General features: G+C 66.0%; 10 protein-coding genes. 2 read left to right on the plus strand and 8 right to left on the minus strand.

The window, feature by feature from the left end:
* Window positions 1–350 precede the first annotated feature (350 nt).
* The 4 genes from QJT78_RS26000 to QJT78_RS26015 form a co-directional block, all read right to left on the minus strand.
* Window positions 351–1,055: a phasin family protein gene (locus QJT78_RS26000; RefSeq protein ID WP_028148715.1), complete on the minus strand. Its 705-nt coding sequence runs from the start codon at window positions 1,053–1,055 to the stop codon at window positions 351–353.
* Between the two features lie 143 nt (window positions 1,056–1,198).
* Window positions 1,199–1,372, minus strand: a complete 174-nt coding sequence (locus QJT78_RS26005; RefSeq protein ID WP_166096372.1) for a hypothetical protein — start codon at window positions 1,370–1,372, stop codon at window positions 1,199–1,201.
* A gap of 38 nt (window positions 1,373–1,410) precedes the next feature.
* Window positions 1,411–1,599, minus strand: coding sequence for a hypothetical protein (locus QJT78_RS26010; RefSeq protein ID WP_155257768.1), 189 nt, complete (start codon window positions 1,597–1,599; stop codon window positions 1,411–1,413).
* Window positions 1,600–2,130: 531 nt separating this feature from the next.
* A complete protein-coding gene (locus tag QJT78_RS26015; protein ID WP_038945421.1) occupies window positions 2,131–5,904 on the minus strand; it encodes a vitamin B12-dependent ribonucleotide reductase in 3,774 nt (1,257 codons plus the stop codon).
* 744 nt (window positions 5,905–6,648) lie between these two features.
* On the opposite strand from QJT78_RS26015, the gene QJT78_RS26020 reads away from it, so the two are divergent.
* On the plus strand, window positions 6,649–7,545 hold the full coding sequence (locus QJT78_RS26020; RefSeq protein WP_028148719.1) for a DMT family transporter: 897 nt from the start codon (window positions 6,649–6,651) through the stop codon (window positions 7,543–7,545).
* A 15-nt stretch (window positions 7,546–7,560) separates the two neighbouring features.
* On the opposite strand, the gene QJT78_RS26025 is transcribed toward QJT78_RS26020, so the two are convergent.
* The 4 genes from QJT78_RS26025 to QJT78_RS26040 form a co-directional block, all read right to left on the minus strand.
* Entirely contained in the window at window positions 7,561–11,946 is a 4,386-nt protein-coding gene (locus QJT78_RS26025) for an autotransporter domain-containing protein (protein ID WP_281460355.1), read from the minus strand.
* Between the two features lie 335 nt (window positions 11,947–12,281).
* Window positions 12,282–14,540, minus strand: a complete 2,259-nt coding sequence (locus tag QJT78_RS26030) for a CHASE3 domain-containing protein (RefSeq protein WP_028148723.1) — start codon at window positions 14,538–14,540, stop codon at window positions 12,282–12,284.
* A complete protein-coding gene (locus QJT78_RS26035; protein ID WP_028148724.1) occupies window positions 14,537–14,950 on the minus strand; it encodes a response regulator in 414 nt (137 codons plus the stop codon). The genes QJT78_RS26030 and QJT78_RS26035 overlap by 4 nt, the downstream gene beginning before the upstream one ends.
* Before the next feature lie 246 nt (window positions 14,951–15,196).
* Window positions 15,197–15,814 (minus strand): BA14K family protein, encoded by a 618-nt coding sequence (locus QJT78_RS26040; RefSeq protein ID WP_028148725.1) that lies wholly within the window; start codon window positions 15,812–15,814, stop codon window positions 15,197–15,199.
* Between the two features lie 246 nt (window positions 15,815–16,060).
* On the opposite strand from QJT78_RS26040, the gene QJT78_RS26045 reads away from it, so the two are divergent.
* Window positions 16,061–16,468, plus strand: coding sequence for an NADH:ubiquinone oxidoreductase subunit NDUFA12 (locus tag QJT78_RS26045; RefSeq protein WP_028148726.1), 408 nt, complete (start codon window positions 16,061–16,063; stop codon window positions 16,466–16,468).
* The last annotated feature ends 378 nt before the right edge of the window (window positions 16,469–16,846 follow it).

The raw sequence follows: 16,846 nt of genomic DNA on the forward strand, positions 1-16,846 counted from the left end.
GTTCGAACGCTCAGGTCAACCAAGCCGTTCCGATGACACTGCTGGGGCCCGGCGTCACGCGACGCCGCGGCCAGCCGCGCGCGTAGCCTGTGCGGTAAAATACGCGCTTACAGACAACCGGCTAAAGCGCGATGAGATTGGGACGAATCGTCATCGCGCTTTAGGTTGTTGTTTGAGCATGATCTTTTCGGAAAACCGCTTCGCACTTTTCCGGATCAAGCGTTAGCCGATGCCGAGACCGCGGCAGGTAGCCCGGATTTCGCTTCCGCCTTCGCTCTTCGAGCTACGGCGGACAAGTCGCTGCATCCGGGCTACGCTCGCTCCCCCGGCGTCGGAATACGCAGTTGTCGTTAGTGACGTGTCGCGCGGATTTCGAGCGTCGTCTGGGTGAGCTTGGCCACAAACCCCTCAAAATGCATGACCCTTTGTCTGGTCAATTGTCCATGCAACTCGGCGATCTTCTGGGATTCGGCGATCAACGATCCGCACACCTGTTTCGCGTACTCCATCTGAAGCTCAAAGGCCTCGACGGGTGAGCGCGCCGCCGCGAGCTTTCCCAGGAAGGTCCAGGCGTGCTCAAGCGACGTCCTCGTGTAGTCGCTATAGGCATCGGCAATCGCCTGCGGGCTGGCCTGGGAGGGTTCCACCGGCGCGACGGGCGCGCTTGCAGCGATCTCCATCCCGGAAGCCTCGCCTGGCAAGGCTGCAGCCGAGGGTATCTGGGCACTGATCTCTCGGCTCGTCTCTTGCCTTATCTCTTGCTCGGCCTCTTGCCTGTTCTCTTGGGTGCTCTCTTGCTTGTTCTCTTGCTTAGTCTCTTGGCTGATCTCCGCCGAAGCATCCGGCAATTGATGGGCCGCAGTTGCGTGTTGCTCGCCGGCCCTGGTCCGTTGCCCGGCCTTCTTCTTCGCGCCGCGCCGGCCGGATTTTCCCGTTGTCTTATTTTCGCCCGCACTCAACATTGCAAATAACTCCTGAATATCGCTGAAGCCGCAAGCCTCCGTCGTGTTTGCGCTGAAATCGCGATTGTGGGTTGTCGCTTGCGTGGCGGCCATGTGGTGAGATTTTGCCGGGCATCGGCAAGGCGCAATTCGCGGGTGACGGCCTGGACTGCTTCGCAGAGCCTGTCATCGGGCCGCGCTCCGCGCGGACCCGGTGGCTCGCAATTGCGGGCGTCCTGGTCCTCGCGCGTTCGTCGTCACCCGAACAGGGCGACATAGACCACGTAGAGCCAGCCCAAGATGCCGTGGATGATCGCCCACAGGATCGAATGATTGTTGGTGTAGGAGATTGCGATGGCGAGTGCGGAGCCAAAACCCACGCCGTATTTGGCGCCCTCGACCCGAACCCCGTAGTAGCGATTGCCGTTCATGGCGGTCCTTCCTGCGGGCCACGCTTGCTCATCACGCCTTATAAAAGTCTTCCGCCAATTGTGAAATGGCACACAGACGGCAGCCCTCGGGTCTGCTTCTTTAGCACCGACACTATACCCTCGTGCGCTTGCTCGGCGATGCGCACCGGCGGGTCGGCATTTGGCAATTTCGGGATGATCGCTATGGGCGTTTTCAATCGCACGGCCATGCTTTGCAGCTCTTTCATCGTGTCCACCATGAGCGGGTGAACCGAGAGATTTTCGCGTGCGCGCAACGGCGCGTGCAGGGATTTTTCTTGAGGCCCCGCCGGTGACGGACGGGGCCTTTCCATTTTTCATGTCAGCCCACGACTGCCCGGCGGTGCCTTCGCGAAGAAGGACGCAGGGTCATGTGGGAGTATTTTGGACCCGATTTCGCTTTTGACGTGGTGAAGGGATTTGTCGCCGGCGTTGCCTCCATGGCGTTTCAGGTCGTGGCGCCGCGGGCGTTTCATGCCGCGAAGCGATTTCGCTCGCACTGGGTTGCCAGAAAAGACGCAAGACAAGCCGCAAGGCAAGCACGCCGCAACGCGCCGGCGAATGATGAGCCGTGAGGTAGGATGGGTGGAGCGAACGCTCCACCCATCCTAGTCGGAACTTCATGGTTAGCTCGCCCGCCACGGGTGCGTTTGCAACTGAATATTCGCTGTGGACCAATAGCAAAAGACCCGCTGAGTCGATCAGCGGGTCTCGCTAAGGCTGCGACTACAACGTGGTGCTCACGAACACCCCGTCGTGCTGCCGCAGGTATCGCACTTCATGCAGGTGCCATTCCGCACCAGCGTGAAGTTGCCGCACTCCGAGCACATCTCGCCTTCGTAGCCCTTGGCCTTGGCTTCCGCGCGGCGTTCGGCCTTGGTGGGGACGAGCGTCTGTGCGGTGCTGCCGGCCTTGCTCCACTGGAGGGCCTCTAACTTCTCCGTGGGGGAGAGGTCGTGGCTGGCTTCCTGCTTCAGCGCGACGGCGCCTTCGATGGCATCGCCGGCGCGGGCCGAGGTGCCGTGCGAGGCGAGCGCGGTAACCTTGCTGCCGCCGGTCGGGGCACTGTCGTTGCCCTGGGTGACCGCGGCGGAGCCGCCGCGCATCACCACGAGGTTGTCGGTGCGGGAGCGGGTGAGGCCGCGCGAGACCAGCTTGGTCGCGTGCTGGGTCTCGTCCGGCTCCTTGCCTTCCTCGACGCCCTTGCCGAGCGCGTCGAAGTTCGACTCGGTCGGATCGACATGGGCGAGATCGAAGCGCGACATGTAGCTCACCGCGAGCTCGCGGAAGACATAGTCGAGGATCGAGGTCGCGTACTTGATGCTGTCGTTGCCCTGCACGGGGCCCGCCGGCTCGAAGCGGGTGAAGGTGAAGGCGTCGACATATTCGTCGAGCGGCACGCCGTACTGGAGGCCCAGCGAGACCGCGATGGCGAAGTTGTTGATGAAGGAGCGCAGCGCCGCACCTTCCTTGTGCATGTCGATGAAGATCTCGCCGAGACGGCCGTCGTCATATTCGCCGGTCCGCAGATAGACCTTGTGGCCGCCGACGACCGCCTTCTGGGTGTAGCCCTTGCGGCGATCCGGCATCTTCTCGCGCTCGCGCATCACGATGATGCGCTCGACCAGCTTCTCGACGATCTTTTCCGAGACCTGGGTGGCACGCGCCGCCATCGGCTTCTCGTAGAGCGACTCGACCGCATCCTCCTCGTCCTCGTCCTCGTCGTCGGCGATGAGCTGCGAGTTGAGCGGCTGGCTGAGCTTGGAGCCGTCGCGATACAGCGCGTTGGCCTTCAAGGCGAGTTTCCACGACAGCATGTAGGCGGACTTGCAGTCCTCCACCGTGGCGTCGTTCGGCATGTTGATGGTCTTGGAGATCGCACCCGAGATGAAGGGCTGCGCCGCCGCCATCATGCGGATGTGGCTCTCGACCGACAGATAGCGCTTGCCGATCTTGCCGCAGGGATTGGCGCAGTCGAACACCGAATAGTGCTCGGCCTTCAGGTGCGGGGCACCTTCCACCGTCATCGCGCCGCAGATGTGGACGTTGGCCGCCTCGATCTCGCGCTTGGTGAAGCCCACGGCCTGGAGCAGGTCGAAGCCGGGGGCTGCGATCGCCTCGGCGCCGATGCCGAGCTGGTCGCGGATGAAATCCTCGCCAAAGGTCCACTTGTTGAAGGCGAACTTGATGTCGAAGGCAGTCGGCAGGGCCTTCTCGACCTTGGCGATGGCTTCATCGGTAAAGCCCTTGGCCTTCAGCGTCGAGGCGTTGATAGCCGGCGCGTTGGAGAGCGAGCCGTGGCCGACGGCGTAGGCCTCGATCTCCGCGATCTCGCTCTCGCGATAGCCGAGCGCGCGGAGCGCTGCGGGGACCGCGCGGTTGATGATCTTGAAGTAGCCGCCGCCGGCGAGCTTCTTGAACTTCACCAGCGCGAAGTCGGGCTCGATGCCCGTTGTATCGCAATCCATCACGAGACCGATCGTGCCGGTCGGCGCGATCACCGTGGTCTGGGCGTTGCGATAGCCGTGCTTCTCGCCGAGCTCGAGCGCCGCATCCCAGGCGGCCTGGGCGTGGCTGACGAGGTCAGCCTGCGGGCAGGACACGAGGTCCATCGGCACCGGGTTGACGCTGAGCGCCTCGTAGCCGTTGGACTGGCCGTGGGCGGCGCGGCGGTGGTTGCGGATCACGCGCAGCATGTGCGCGGCGTTCTTCTTGTAGCCCGGGAAGGTGCCGAGCTCGGCCGCCATCTCCGCCGAGGTCTTGTAGGTGATGCCGGTCATCACAGCGGTGAGGGCGCCGCAGAGTGCGCGGCCTTCCTTGCTGTCATAGGACAGACCCATGGTCATCAAGAGGCCGCCGATGTTGGCGTAGCCGAGGCCGAGCGTGCGGAACTCGTAGGAGAGCTCGGCGATCGCGCGCGACGGGAACTGCGCCATCATCACGGAGATTTCGAGCACGATGGTCCAGAGCTGGCAGAGGTGCTCGTAGCCCGCGACGTCGAACTGCTTCGTGGTGGTGTTGTAGAACGTCAGCAGGTTCGCAGACGCCAGGTTGCAGGCCGTGTCGTCCAGGAACATGTATTCCGAGCACGGATTGGACGCGCGGATGTCGCCGGACGCCTTGCAGGTGTGCCAGTCGTTCATGGTGGTGTTGAAGTGCAGGCCCGGGTCGGCCGACGCCCAGGCGGCGTAGCCGATCTTCTCCCAGAGGTCGCGCGCCTTCAGCGTCTTCGTCACCTTCTTGGAGGTGCGGGCGTTCAGGTTCCAGTCGCCATCCGTTTCCACGGCGCGGAGGAAGTCGTCCTTCAGCGAGACCGAGTTGTTGGAGTTCTGGCCTGATACCGTGAGGTAGGCTTCCGAATCCCAGTCGGTGTCGTAGACGTCGAACTGGATGTCCTTGTAGCCCTGCTTGGCGAACTGCATCACGCGCTTGATGTAATTGTCAGGCACGAGGCTGCGGCGCGCGAGCTTGATCTCGCGGCGCAGCGCCGGGTTCTTCTCGGGATCGAAGCAATCGTCGCCCGAGCCTTCGCAGTTCACGCAGGCCTTCAGCACCGCCTTGAGGTGCTTCTGGTTGATCTTCGAGCCGGTGACGAGGGCTGCGACCTTCTGCTCCTCCTTCACCTTCCAGTCGATATAGGTCTCGATGTCGGGGTGATCGACGTCGACCACGACCATCTTGGCCGCGCGGCGCGTGGTGCCGCCCGACTTGATCGCGCCCGCCGCGCGGTCGCCGATCTTGAGGAAGCTCATCAGGCCGCTCGAGCGGCCGCCGCCGGAGAGCTTTTCGCCTTCGCCGCGCAGGCGGGAGAAGTTGGAGCCGGTGCCGGAGCCGTACTTGAACAGGCGCGCTTCGCGGACCCAGAGGTCCATGATGCCGCCTTCGTTGACGAGGTCGTCACCGACGCCCTGGATGAAGCAGGCGTGCGGCTGCGGGTGCTCGTAGGCCGACTTGGACTTGGTCAGCTTGCCGGTGAAGGGGTCGACGTAATAGTGGCCCTGGCCGGGGCCGTCGATGCCATAGGCCCAGTGCAGGCCGGTGTTGAACCATTGCGGCGAGTTCGGCGCGACCATCTGCATGGCGAGCATGTAGCGGATCTCGTCATAGAAGGTCTGGGCGTCCTCGTCGGAGGAGAAGTAGTTGCCCTTCCAGCCCCAATAGGTCCAGCAGCCGGCGAGACGATCGAACACCTGCTTGGCGCTGAGCTCGCTGACATAGCGCTCTTTCTCGGGGAGAGCGGCGAGCGCCTCGGTGTCGGGCACGGAACGCCACAGGAAGGAGGGAACGGACTCCTCCTCGACCTTCTTCAGGCGCGCGGCGACGCCGGCCTTGCGGAAGTACTTCTGGGCGAGCACGTCGGAGGCGACCTGCGACCACTCGGTCGGCACCTCGACGTTCTCAAGCTTGAACACGACCGAGCCGTCGGGATTCCGGATCTCCGACGTGGTCAGCCGGAAATCGATCCCGGCGTAAGGTGACTGTCCTGAAGTGGTGTGGCGCCGCTCAATCCGCATGGTCTTGCCCCGTCCTTTTATCTGCCGGACTGCCTCCGCAAGGCGCCCGGGTCGCTATTTCGGTTCGCGATTCCTCCGAGGGCCTCATCGGCCCAAAGGCTTCGCAGTTCAGCCGGTGGATCCGGCCCAGTTTCTCCCGGCGCGATGGTTCTCATCCGCCGGCATGTCCACACCCATCCGCCCCCAAGGGGATGTGCGCGACATGCGTTCAACGCCCCACACGCCACTTCAACCAATGCCATCCGAGCCTGTTGCCGGCCCGTTCTGGCGCCGAAGGTCTGCATTTCGAGGGCAGACAAGCCCTCATCCGCGGCCTTTGGCTGGCTTGGCGGAGTGACGATTTGCGAGACCCTTTGGGGGAGTGCCGGCGGGACGCAAACTCACTCGCGCCGAACGGACCGAAAGCTAGGACTCTCCGTTGCGCCCGTCAAGAACTAGTGCGAGTTCCTGAATCAAATACTAAATATGGTGGATTGCGGGGGATAACAGGGGGCAAGCCCGCGCCTGTTGTTGAGCCAAGTATCAGTGAGTCCTCAGGGATTCCCAACCAAAAAAATTTGCATCCCATGACGATACGGACCCTTCACCCCGCTGTTCACAGGGCAGGTATATTTTTCGGGACCGGGCTTGCCTCAGCGGGACTCACGTAGGGCTACGGAAGGTGAGGGCAGGCATGCCCGCCGGGGTGGTGGTGGCGCGCGCGAATCCGCGCCAAGCTGACCGCGATTTTGCCGGGTACCCCACATGCTTGATTCGACTCGCCGGGATGCGCGACCGCGCATCGCCCCGGCCGGCCTGATGTTCCTCGCCATTACCTCGATCGGCTGGGGCTTCAACTGGCCGGTGACGAAGTTCCTGCTGTCCGAGCTGCCGCCGCTGACGCTGCGCGGGGTGACCGGGGTGCTGGGCGCAGTGCTGCTCGCCGTCCTCGCGCTGATCCGCCGGCAGAGCCTCAAGGTGGGGCCAGGGATCTGGCCGCGCTTACTGACCGCCGCCGTCCTCAACGTCACCGGCTGGATGGTGCTGATGGGCCTGGCTCTGCTCTGGCTGCCGGCCAGCGAGGCGGCGCTGATCGCCTACACCATGCCGGTCTGGGCCTCGCTGATTGCCTGGCCGGTGCTGGGCGAGCGGCCGACCGTGCTGCGCACGCTGGGGCTGGTGATGGCCTTCGTCGGCCTGGCCTCGATCATGGGCGGCAACGGCTTTGCCGCGAGCGTGGAGAAGCTGCCGGGCATCATCATGGCGCTGGGCGGCGCGATCGGCTTCGCCGTCGGCACGGTGTTCTCGAAGAAGTACCCGATCCACCTGCCGCCGATCACGGCCGCGGCCTGGCAGATCGGGATCGGCTGCCTGCCGATCTCGATCATCGGCCTCTTGGTCGAGACCACGCATCTTTCGCTGGTGACGCCGGTCGGCTGGTGGCTGCTGGTCTATTCCACTGTGGTGCAGTTCTGCATCGCCTATGTCAGCTGGTTCGCGGCACTGGCGCGCCTGCCGGCGTCAGTGGCCGCGATCGGCACCATGGCCGTGCCTGTCATCGGCGTGGTCGCCTCCGCGCTGGCGCTGGGCGAGCCGTTGGGGCCGGGCCAGATCGCCGCGCTGATCTTCACGCTGGCGGCCGTGGTGCTGGCGACGCGCTAGCTCGAGAACCAGGCATTACCATGCGTAGCGGATCGCGCCCTTGCCGGCATAGCTTTGCGTGACATTCGAGAACTCGCCCTCGAACGTCGCGGCGGCAGACCAGCCGTTGGTCCACTGCCATTCGGCCGAGGCTGTGGTCAGCGCGGAGTCGGGCGCCTGCGCCGTACCGTTGACGACGAAGCTTGCGCCCGGCAGCGACTGGAAGGTCGGAGCAATCGAACGATCCGGATTAAAATCATGCGCCCATGCAAGGCGGCCGCGCAGCGTGACGATGCCGTTCTGCATGGCGAATGATTTGTCGGTGCGAATGCCGAGCTCGCTGCGCGTGTCGGTCACGCTCTTGGCGGCATAGGTCTGTGCAAACAACGGCGAACCGGCGACGACACTTTCGGCATAGGCCGGCAGGTCGAATGTGGTGAATTGCCCTGCGGCGTAGGGCGTGATGCCGAGACCGCCCAGCGTCGGCATGGCGAAGCGGTAGCCACTCTCCACGCGACCCGAATACGCTTTCGCGTTGAACTCGGCGCGCAGGTGGTCGATGCCGGCGACCGTGACGATGCGGTTGGTCGTGATGTCCTGCCAGCCATAAGCCAGCGCAGCAATGATGTAGGCCGCACCGACGTTATGGCGAACGAAGGCGCCGGCCTGGAACAGGTCGGAGCTGCCATAGCCGAGGCCGTTGACGTTGAAGCCGGTGCGGCCGCCCGCCAGCGCAAATCCCGCGAGCGTGTCCGGCGAGATCCGATAGTCCGCACCGACCGCGATGCCGTAGATGCTGCTCGCGCTGTTGTTCGAGCCGATGATGGCGTTGCCGGCCGTGGTCTGCGACCCGCCGAAGCCGGCGGCCCACACGCTCCAGCGTTGGTCGAAGGTCGGAGCTGCCAGCGCCTTGGTGGACATCGCAGCATAAGCGTCGCGCTCGCCAACAGTTCGACCGCGTGCCGCGTAGGCCGAGCTGTCCTCGGCATATGCATTCGGCGGGCCGCCGGCGCTGACGGGACCGCGGCGACCGGAGATGAATGGATCCGTCATCACGCCCATGAACTGGTTCATCGCGTTGAACGTCGTCTGTTGGGAACCGGTGGCGCTCTCGCCGGAGACCTGGGTCAAGCCGGCGGGATCGAGCCCGAAGAAGCCTATCGGAAGGCCGCCGTTATTGTTGAAGGCGTAGGTCAGCGCGTTGGCGACGTTCTGCTGGTTGACGTTGAGGCCGGTGTAATTGGTGAAGGCGGCGGTCAGGTTCAGATAGGCGTTGTTGGCGTCATAGCTCAGCGTATCGCTGGCGCCCGTCGGCAGTCCGACATTGGTGATGCCCGCGAACGTCGTGCCGCCACGTCCGCCGGCCGCGGTCAGGATCGTGTATGTCTTCGAGACATAGCTGCCGGGCAGGAAATTCGCGACCACGGTCGCGCCTGTCAACGTCGCCGCGCCCGTGACATTGGCGAAGCTCGACGTCGATGGATTGACCGCAACGACGTAGAGCGCGCCCGATTGGAAGGCCAGATTGCCGGCGACCATCGTCGACGTCCCGGGCGTGTTGACGGCTCCAGGCATGAACGTGCCACCAGCATTGATCGTCGCTGCGCCGATAGTGCCCGTGCCGCCAAGCGTGCCGCCGGCGTTCACGGTCATGGTCGAATTGGCCAGCGAGCCGTTCACCAGCAGCGTGCCGGCGGCGATCGACCACGGCAATGCAGCGCTATTGGTGCCGCTTAGCGTCCAGGTCGAAGCGCCCGTCTTCTCGAAGCTCGCGAAGCCCCGATACTGCGCAGCGGCGCCGATCAGCGAAACGTCGAAAGAAGCAGTGGGGTTGGTGTTGCCGCCGAACTGCAAGGCGCCGTTGCCCGTCTGATCGACGACGTTGCCGCTGAAGCTGTAGCCGGCCTGAAGCTGCAGCGTGTTCGCGCCGCCGGTGAAGGTGATGGCGTTGGCACGCGTGACGCCGTCGCCGGCGAGACCGCCTGAAATCGATCCGCTGTTGATGATGCTGAGATTGGTGCCGATGACGCCGGCGCCGCCTGCACCGACCGCGCCGGAGACCCCGGCGGTGACGGTGCTGCTGCCGGAGCTACCGCTCGCGCCGGCGCTGCCGCTCACGCCGGAGAAGCCGTTCGTCCCCGTGGTGCCGTTCGTGCCGCCGCTGGCGGCCAAGGCCCCGGCACCGCCGACGCCGCCGGAGCCGCCGACACCACCGCTGCCGGCGCTGCCCGCGGTGCCGCCGAGGCCACCCATGCCCGCGGCCCCGGCGATGCCGCCATTGCCGCCGGTGATCGTGCCGCGATTGATCAGCGTGCCGCCGTTGGAGAAGGCGGCGCCAACGCCGCCGGTGCCACCATAGCCGCCATCGCCGCCGCGGCTCGAGGCGCTGCCACCGTTGCCGGCATTGCCGCCGGCACCGCCAAATCCGCCGGTCCCGCCGTTGCCGCCATTGCCGCCATCGGTCGAGCCGACCACGTTGACGCCAGCGGTGCCGTTGCCGCCAGCGCCGCCAACGCCGCCGACACCGCCGTTGCCCGCATTGCCACCGGCGCCGCCGTTGCCGCCACTGCCTGCGGTGCCGCCGCGGCCGCCATCGCCGCCGGTGATGATGCCTTGATTGGTCAGCGTGCCACCGTTTGAAATGGTCGCGCCGGCGCCGCCGGCGCCGCCATGACCACCTACGCCGGCATTGCCGGCGCTTCCTCCGCTCCCGCCGTTGCCACCCATTCCGCCGGCGGCGCCGCTGCCGCCGCTGCCGCCAGCGACGGCCGGGAGAAGGGCACTCGCGCCAGCACCGCCGGTGCCCGCTGCGCCGGCGTCACTGCCGTTGCCCCCGGCGGCGCCGTTGCCGGCATTGCCGCCGGAGCCGCCAATCCCGCCGGTGCCACCAGCGATGCTGCCCGAAACTGTAACGGTCCCGCCGTTCGTGAGCTGGACACCATCGCCGCCGCTGGATCCGCTACCGCCAATGCCGCCATTTCCGCCGGCGCCACCATTCCCGCCGTTGCCGCCAGCGCCACCAACCAGACCGTTGTTGCCATTGAGAAAGCCGGAGCCGGAGGACCCGTTGGCGCCATTGTCGCCTGTGCCGCCGGCGCCGCCGATCCCGCTTGCGCCGCCATTGGCGCCGTTGCCGCCAGCGCCGCCATTGCCACCGGCGCCTCCCATGATCGTTTGGGAAATTGAGAGCGTGCCACCGCTCGTCACCTGCAGACCAACGCCACCGTCGGCACCATTGGCGCCATCGCCTGCGTGGGCGCTGGCGCTGCCGCCGGTGCCACCATTGCCACCGCGCCCGCCGGCTACGCCGAGCCCGATGCTGGATCCCGCGTTGCCGCCGTTGCCGGCCATGCCGCCGGCGCTGCCTGCACCGCCAGCGCCACCGCTGCCGCCGGTACCTGCCGTGACGCTTTGCAAAATCGTCACGGTGCCGCCACCCGTGACCTGGATGCCGTCGCCACCGCTGCCGCCGATCGCACCATTGCCGCCGGCACCAACCCCGCTATTGCCGCCGTTTCCACCGGTCCCGCCATCGAGCGCGCCGAGAACATTGGCGCCGGAAGCGCCCGCACCACCGCTCCCGCCGTGACCCGCTGTACCGCCGCGCCCGCCGCTGCCGCCATCGCCGCCGGCGACCGTTTGCTGGACCGTCGTGGTGCCTGCGCTGGTGACCTGCACGGCGGTGCCGCCATTGCCGCCGCCGCCGGCAGCGCCCCCGCTGCCGAGGACGTTGCCACCGGTCACGCCGGTCACACCAGCGACGCCCAGGGAGAGAGCACTGGCTCCATTGCCGCCGCTCCCGCCGGCGCCGCCACTGCCACCAACCCCACCCGCGCCGCCGGTCGCCGCTATCGAAAGCGTGCTGCCGCCGACGCTGACCTCTACGCCGGTGCCACCCCCACCGCCGCCGCCACCGATGCCGCCGCTGCCCCCTCCCGCGCTCGCATCAAGGCCGCCAATGACAGCAGAACCATCGGCGCCGCTCGCACTGGCGCCGCCGTGACCGCCAGCGCCACCCGCTCCACCGGAGCCGGCACCGAGCGCACCTTCGCCGCCACCGCCACCGCCACCGCCACCGCCGCCGCCACCGCCACCGCCACTACCCGCAGTCAGGGCTGAGTTGCCGTTGCCGCCGTTTCCGCCGTTGCCACCGACAACGTTGCCGCCATCACCACCCAGTCCGCCGTTGCCGCCTGAGGTGGCCGTGCCCCCGGAGCCTCCGGTGCCGCCTGCGGCAGCGCCGCCGCCGCCGCCCGCGCCTTGTCCGGTCGCGTTGTCACCGCCATTCCCACCATTAGGAGAGGCGCTGGTACCGGCCGCGCCACCGCCGCCGCCCGTGCCATTGCTACCGGCTCCGCCGGCGCCGCCGTCGGCGCGCGCCGACACGATCGTCAGCGCCAGTGCGACGGCCGTGCTCGCCAACAATGCGGGGAGCCTGAAACGGCGCCGGGTCGGACAAGAACCAATTCTCGATTCAATTATCAATTTTATTACCGGCAGACTTGGCACCGCCCCGCAGGCCATTCCGAGGTGAAATCCTCAGAAACAGACCGCAACATATTCGCTCGCCGAAGCGGCTCAACGAGAATGGTCTTGCCCGCCAGGAATACCGTTTGATTTCGGTCGCCTGTCACCCGGAAACAACATCGACACCCGCCGCGAGACCGCGGATGACGTCAGCGAGCATTCGTAATTCAGTGCAGTTCTCAGTCAGCGCACAGACAATCCGCGCGCTTTCGAAGCCGTGAGAAAATGCTCTAGCCCGCCGTCATCCCGCCGCCGTTCAGCGCCTTCCTGATCATCTCGGCGAGCTGGTTGCGGCGGTAGGGTTTTGTCAGCAGCAGCACGCCGTCGTCGAGCTTGCCGTGGTGGACGATGGCGTTGTCGGTGTAGCCGGAGGTGTAGAGCACCCTCACGCCCGGCCGGCGCTTGGCCACCTCTTCGGCGAGCTCGCGGCCGCTCATGCCGCCGGGGATGACGACGTCGGTGAACAGGAGGTCGAAGTCCTGGCCGGCCTCGATCATGTCCAGCGCGGCCCGGCTGTCGGGCGCGGCGACGGTGTCGTAGCCGAGGCTCTGCAGCTGCGCGGTGACGAAGTTGCGCACCAGCGTGTCGTCCTCGACCACGAAAATGGTCTCGGCGCCGCCTTCGGCCTGCGGCGCCACTGGGGCGGCCGCATCCGTCATGCCGTCGCCCGGCGGCAGATAGAGCTTGATCGTGGTGCCGTGGCCTTCCTCGCTGTAGATCTTGATGTGGCCGCCGGACTGCTTGACGAAGCCATAGACCATGGAGAGGCCGAGGCCCGAACCCTTGCCGACCTCCTTGGTGGTGAAGAACGGCTCGAAGGCCTTCTGCTGGATGTCCGCCGACATGCCGGTGCCGGTGTCGCTGACCGCAAGCATCACGTAGGGGCCGGGCTGCACCTCGGCGTGGGCCTGCGCATAGGCCTCGTCGAGCACGACGTGGTGGGTCTCGAGCAGCAGCTTGCCGCCGTTCGGCATGGCGTCGCGGGCGTTGATCGCCATGTTGAGCACGGCATTGGTGAGGCGGGACGGATCGATGTGCGCGGTCATCGGTCCCTGTTCCAGCACGGTCTCGATCTGGATCTGCTCGCCGAGCGTGGGGCGTAGCAGCTTGGCGATATCGGCGATCGCGCCGTTGATCTCGACATTGCGCGGTTGGAGCGGCTGCCTTCGTGCAAAGGCGAGCAGATGCTGGATCAGCTCGGCGCAGCGCTCGGCGGCATCGTCGATCAGGCGGGCCACGCGCTGGAGCTCGGGCTGCTGCTTCAGGCTCGCCACCAGCGTCTCGGTATTGCCGGAGATCACCGTGAGCATGTTGTTGAAGTCGTGCGCGACGCCGCCCGTCAGCTTGCCGATCGCATCCAGCTTCTGCGACTGGTGCAGCTGCCGCTCGGTTTCGCGCGACGTGGTCGCGTCGTGATAGACCAGCACGGCGCCGGAGACGTTGCCTTGTCCGTCGCGCATCGGCCGGCCGCTGATCATCAGATGGCGGGGATCGTTGCCGTTATGCGGGCGGACGATCATCTCCAGATTCTCGAACTGCTCGCCGCGCAGCACGCGCGTCGAGGGCAGCTCGTCGGCCCTGAGCGGCGTGACGCCATCGCCGTGAAACACGTCGGACAGGGCGCGCAGATTGCGCAGGCTCATGCCGGCGCGATGCAGCAAGATGCGCTCCGCGGCCGGATTGGACAGAAGGACAGTGCCCTCGGCGTCGATCACCAGCACAGCCTCGGCCATGCTGTGGAACGTGCTCTGGAGCACGTTCACCGACAGCCGCAGCTCGTCATGCGCGTTGACGAGATGCTCGGTGCGCTCGGCGACGGCCGCCTCGAGTTGCTCCTTCGCCGCCGTGGTCTCCAGCAGGGTGCTCTTCAGCGCGACCGTGGTGCGCTGGCTCTCGCGCATCAGCATCGCGACCAGCAGCAGGATCACCAGCGCGCCGATCACATCGATGCCGAGCAAGACGATGCCGGTGCGGCGGGAACTTAGGGCGCGGGCGGCGAGCAATCGCTCTTCCTCCGCGCTCAGCTGATCGAGATTGCCCATCACCGTGTCCATGAGGCCGCGGCCCTCGCCCTTGCCCTGGAGCGCGGCAACGCCGGCCTGGTCGTTCTCGGCGCGCCGGCGCATCACCTCTGCGGCGATCTCGACCCGGCGCAGCGCCAGCGGCTCGGTGCCATCGATGAGCGCGACCTGATCGGGATTGTCACGCAGGCTGCGCTTGAGGTCGGCCAGCGCCGGTGCGATCTGGGCGTGCACCGCCTGAAACTCGTCGCTGAAGCTCGGGTTGCGATAGATCTCGTAGCCGCGCGCGGCGCTCTCGGCGCGCCGCATCAGCACGCGCAGATCGGAGATCTTCTTCTGCGTCTCGATGGTGTGATTGACCCAGGCGGCATCGTACCGCGACTTGACGTCGAGTCCGATCGAGGCGGCGGTGATGATCAGGAGGATTGCAAGTCCAGCACCGAGAATGACGCGCTGCGTTGGGATCAAGGGGCTTCTTTCTTGTCCTTCGGCTGCGCGGCCTCGCCGAGGCATTCCCGGATCGTGGTCAGGAGCGCGTCCGGCGTGAACGGCTTGCGCAGGCAGCGTGTCGCGCCGAGTTCCAGTGCCATGCGGAGGAAATCGGGGGAGGGCGACGCAGACGAGGCGAAGGCGTAGCCAGACATCGCGATCAGAGGGATCGCCGGCGCGCGCTCGTGAAAGATGCGGATGGATTCGAAGCCGCGCATGTGCGGCATGAAGATGTCGACCAGCATCACGTCGAACGTCTGCGCTTCGAGCGCAGCCAGCCCCGTTTCGCCGCCGTCAGCCATCGTGACATCGAAGCCCTGACGTTGGAGCAGGACCTCGATGGTCGCGCCGACCATCGGATCGTCATCTACCACGAGGATACGCGGCATGACATTTCCCAGTAGATCGAAGTCCCAACATTCATCGGTGATATAGGCGAATCGCGGGACGGGTCAATTTGGGATTGGATCATTGTAGATATGCACGGTGCGGTGAATAAAGGTCCCTCGCGCTCGCGTGCATAGATCCTCCCACGCGATGCGCGGGCTGCGCGCGAAACAGGCGATGAGCGCGCGACAAACGAAAGAGGCGCCGCAACGATGCGACGCCTCTTCCGTCAAGCGTTGTCGATCTGCTTACGGGCAGGGATGACGCTGGCCGTCATAGCCGAGATACGTGCCCGAGGCCGGATCGTAGGACTTGAAGCGCTGCGCGCAATAAGCCGACGAGTCACCACCGTTGTCCGGCACCACCGCGACCGACGGCTCGTCATAGTAGCTGTCGTCGCCATAGTAATAGGGATCGTTGTAGTACCCGCCACCGTAGTAGGCGTAAGAGCCTAGCCCGCCGATCGCAGCACCGGCTGCGACGCCCGGCCAGAAACCGCCACCGTGACGACGCCAGCCGCCACCGTGCCAGTTGCCGCCGCCGCCACGCCAGTTATTACCCGCGACTGCGAGGGGACGGCCACCGCCGCCGCTAAAGCCTGGTCCTGCGGTCGGACGCATGGGTAGGCCGGCGCTCGGGCGCATGGCTCCGGCTGCGAAATTGCCGCCGCCGCCGATCCGCGCGCCGCCAAAGCTGCCGCCGCCCATGCGGGCGCCGCCACCACCGAAATGGGCGCCGCCGCCACCGCCAAAATGACCACCGCCGCCACCGCCGTGGCCACCACGGCCCTGGGCGAAGCTCGGCGTCGCCAACGGAAGGACCAACGCGACCGCTGCCGCGGCGCTCAAAATTCTCAGACTTTTCATGTTCAAACTCCTTATTCCCTGAAGCAAACCTCTTGAAGGGCCCGCGGTTCCAGGGTTCACGCCGGTGTGCGCGTGTGGCGCAGGTTTCCATGCCGCCGCTGTACCCGGCATGAACGGATCGCGTCCGATTTGCGGCAGTGCTTGCGCCGGGGCACCATATTTTGCGGGGGCACGGCCGTCCCCGCGGAACTGGACATTTCGCCGCCCGGATGGCATCAGGGCCTCACGAAGCAGGGCCCTAGCCGTATGAAACAGTTCTTCCTCAAGTTCTTCACCTGGTGGAGTGGCCAGACCTTTGGCACCCAACTCTGGACCAAGCGGTACGGCGAGCTGGTCGGCCAGGACGAGCAGGGAAACCGCTATTATCGGACCCGCGGCGGCGCGATCGATCCGACACTCGGCTTCGAGCGGCGCTGGGTCATCTATAACGGCTACGCCGAAGCGAGCCGCATTCCCACGGGTTGGCACGGCTGGATGCATCACGTCGTCGATGTGCCGCCGACTGAAGAGAACTACCAGCCGCGCGAGTGGCAAAAGCCGCACCAGCCGAACCCCACCGGCACGCCGAACGCCTATCGGCCCTCCGGCTCGACGCTTGCCAGCGGCAAGCGTCCCAAGGCGACCGGCGACTATCAACCCTGGACGCCCGGCTAGCTTTCCGATCTCCGTCCGAATCCTTGCCGTGGGGTTGGATGCACCAGCATCCGCCTCACCTTGCTGTGGACAACGGGAACAGCGGGGACAGCGCCTGCGCGGGCGTTGCAGCTACGCGAGCGATGCGGCTCAATGGTCCCATCTTACGGAGATGGGAGACCATCGCGTTCGGTTCGGGCAACAGCTCGCGACTGTCCCGAGATGCAGCGGCCGCCGACCAGGACTCGATCGGGAGATAGGCCCCCGGTCTGGAAGTTCGAAATCGCCCGATGGAATGTGCAGCCACCGTAAGACAGGAAAGGCCGCTTGGGAAACCGAGCGGCCTTTTTCTTTTGGGGACTTGCGGGAGGTCTCGTGCCCCGGACGCTGCGCAGCACG

This window comes from Bradyrhizobium sp. Mp27, from assembly GCF_029953005.1.
GTDB classification, from domain to species: Bacteria; Pseudomonadota; Alphaproteobacteria; order Rhizobiales; family Xanthobacteraceae; genus Bradyrhizobium; species Bradyrhizobium barranii.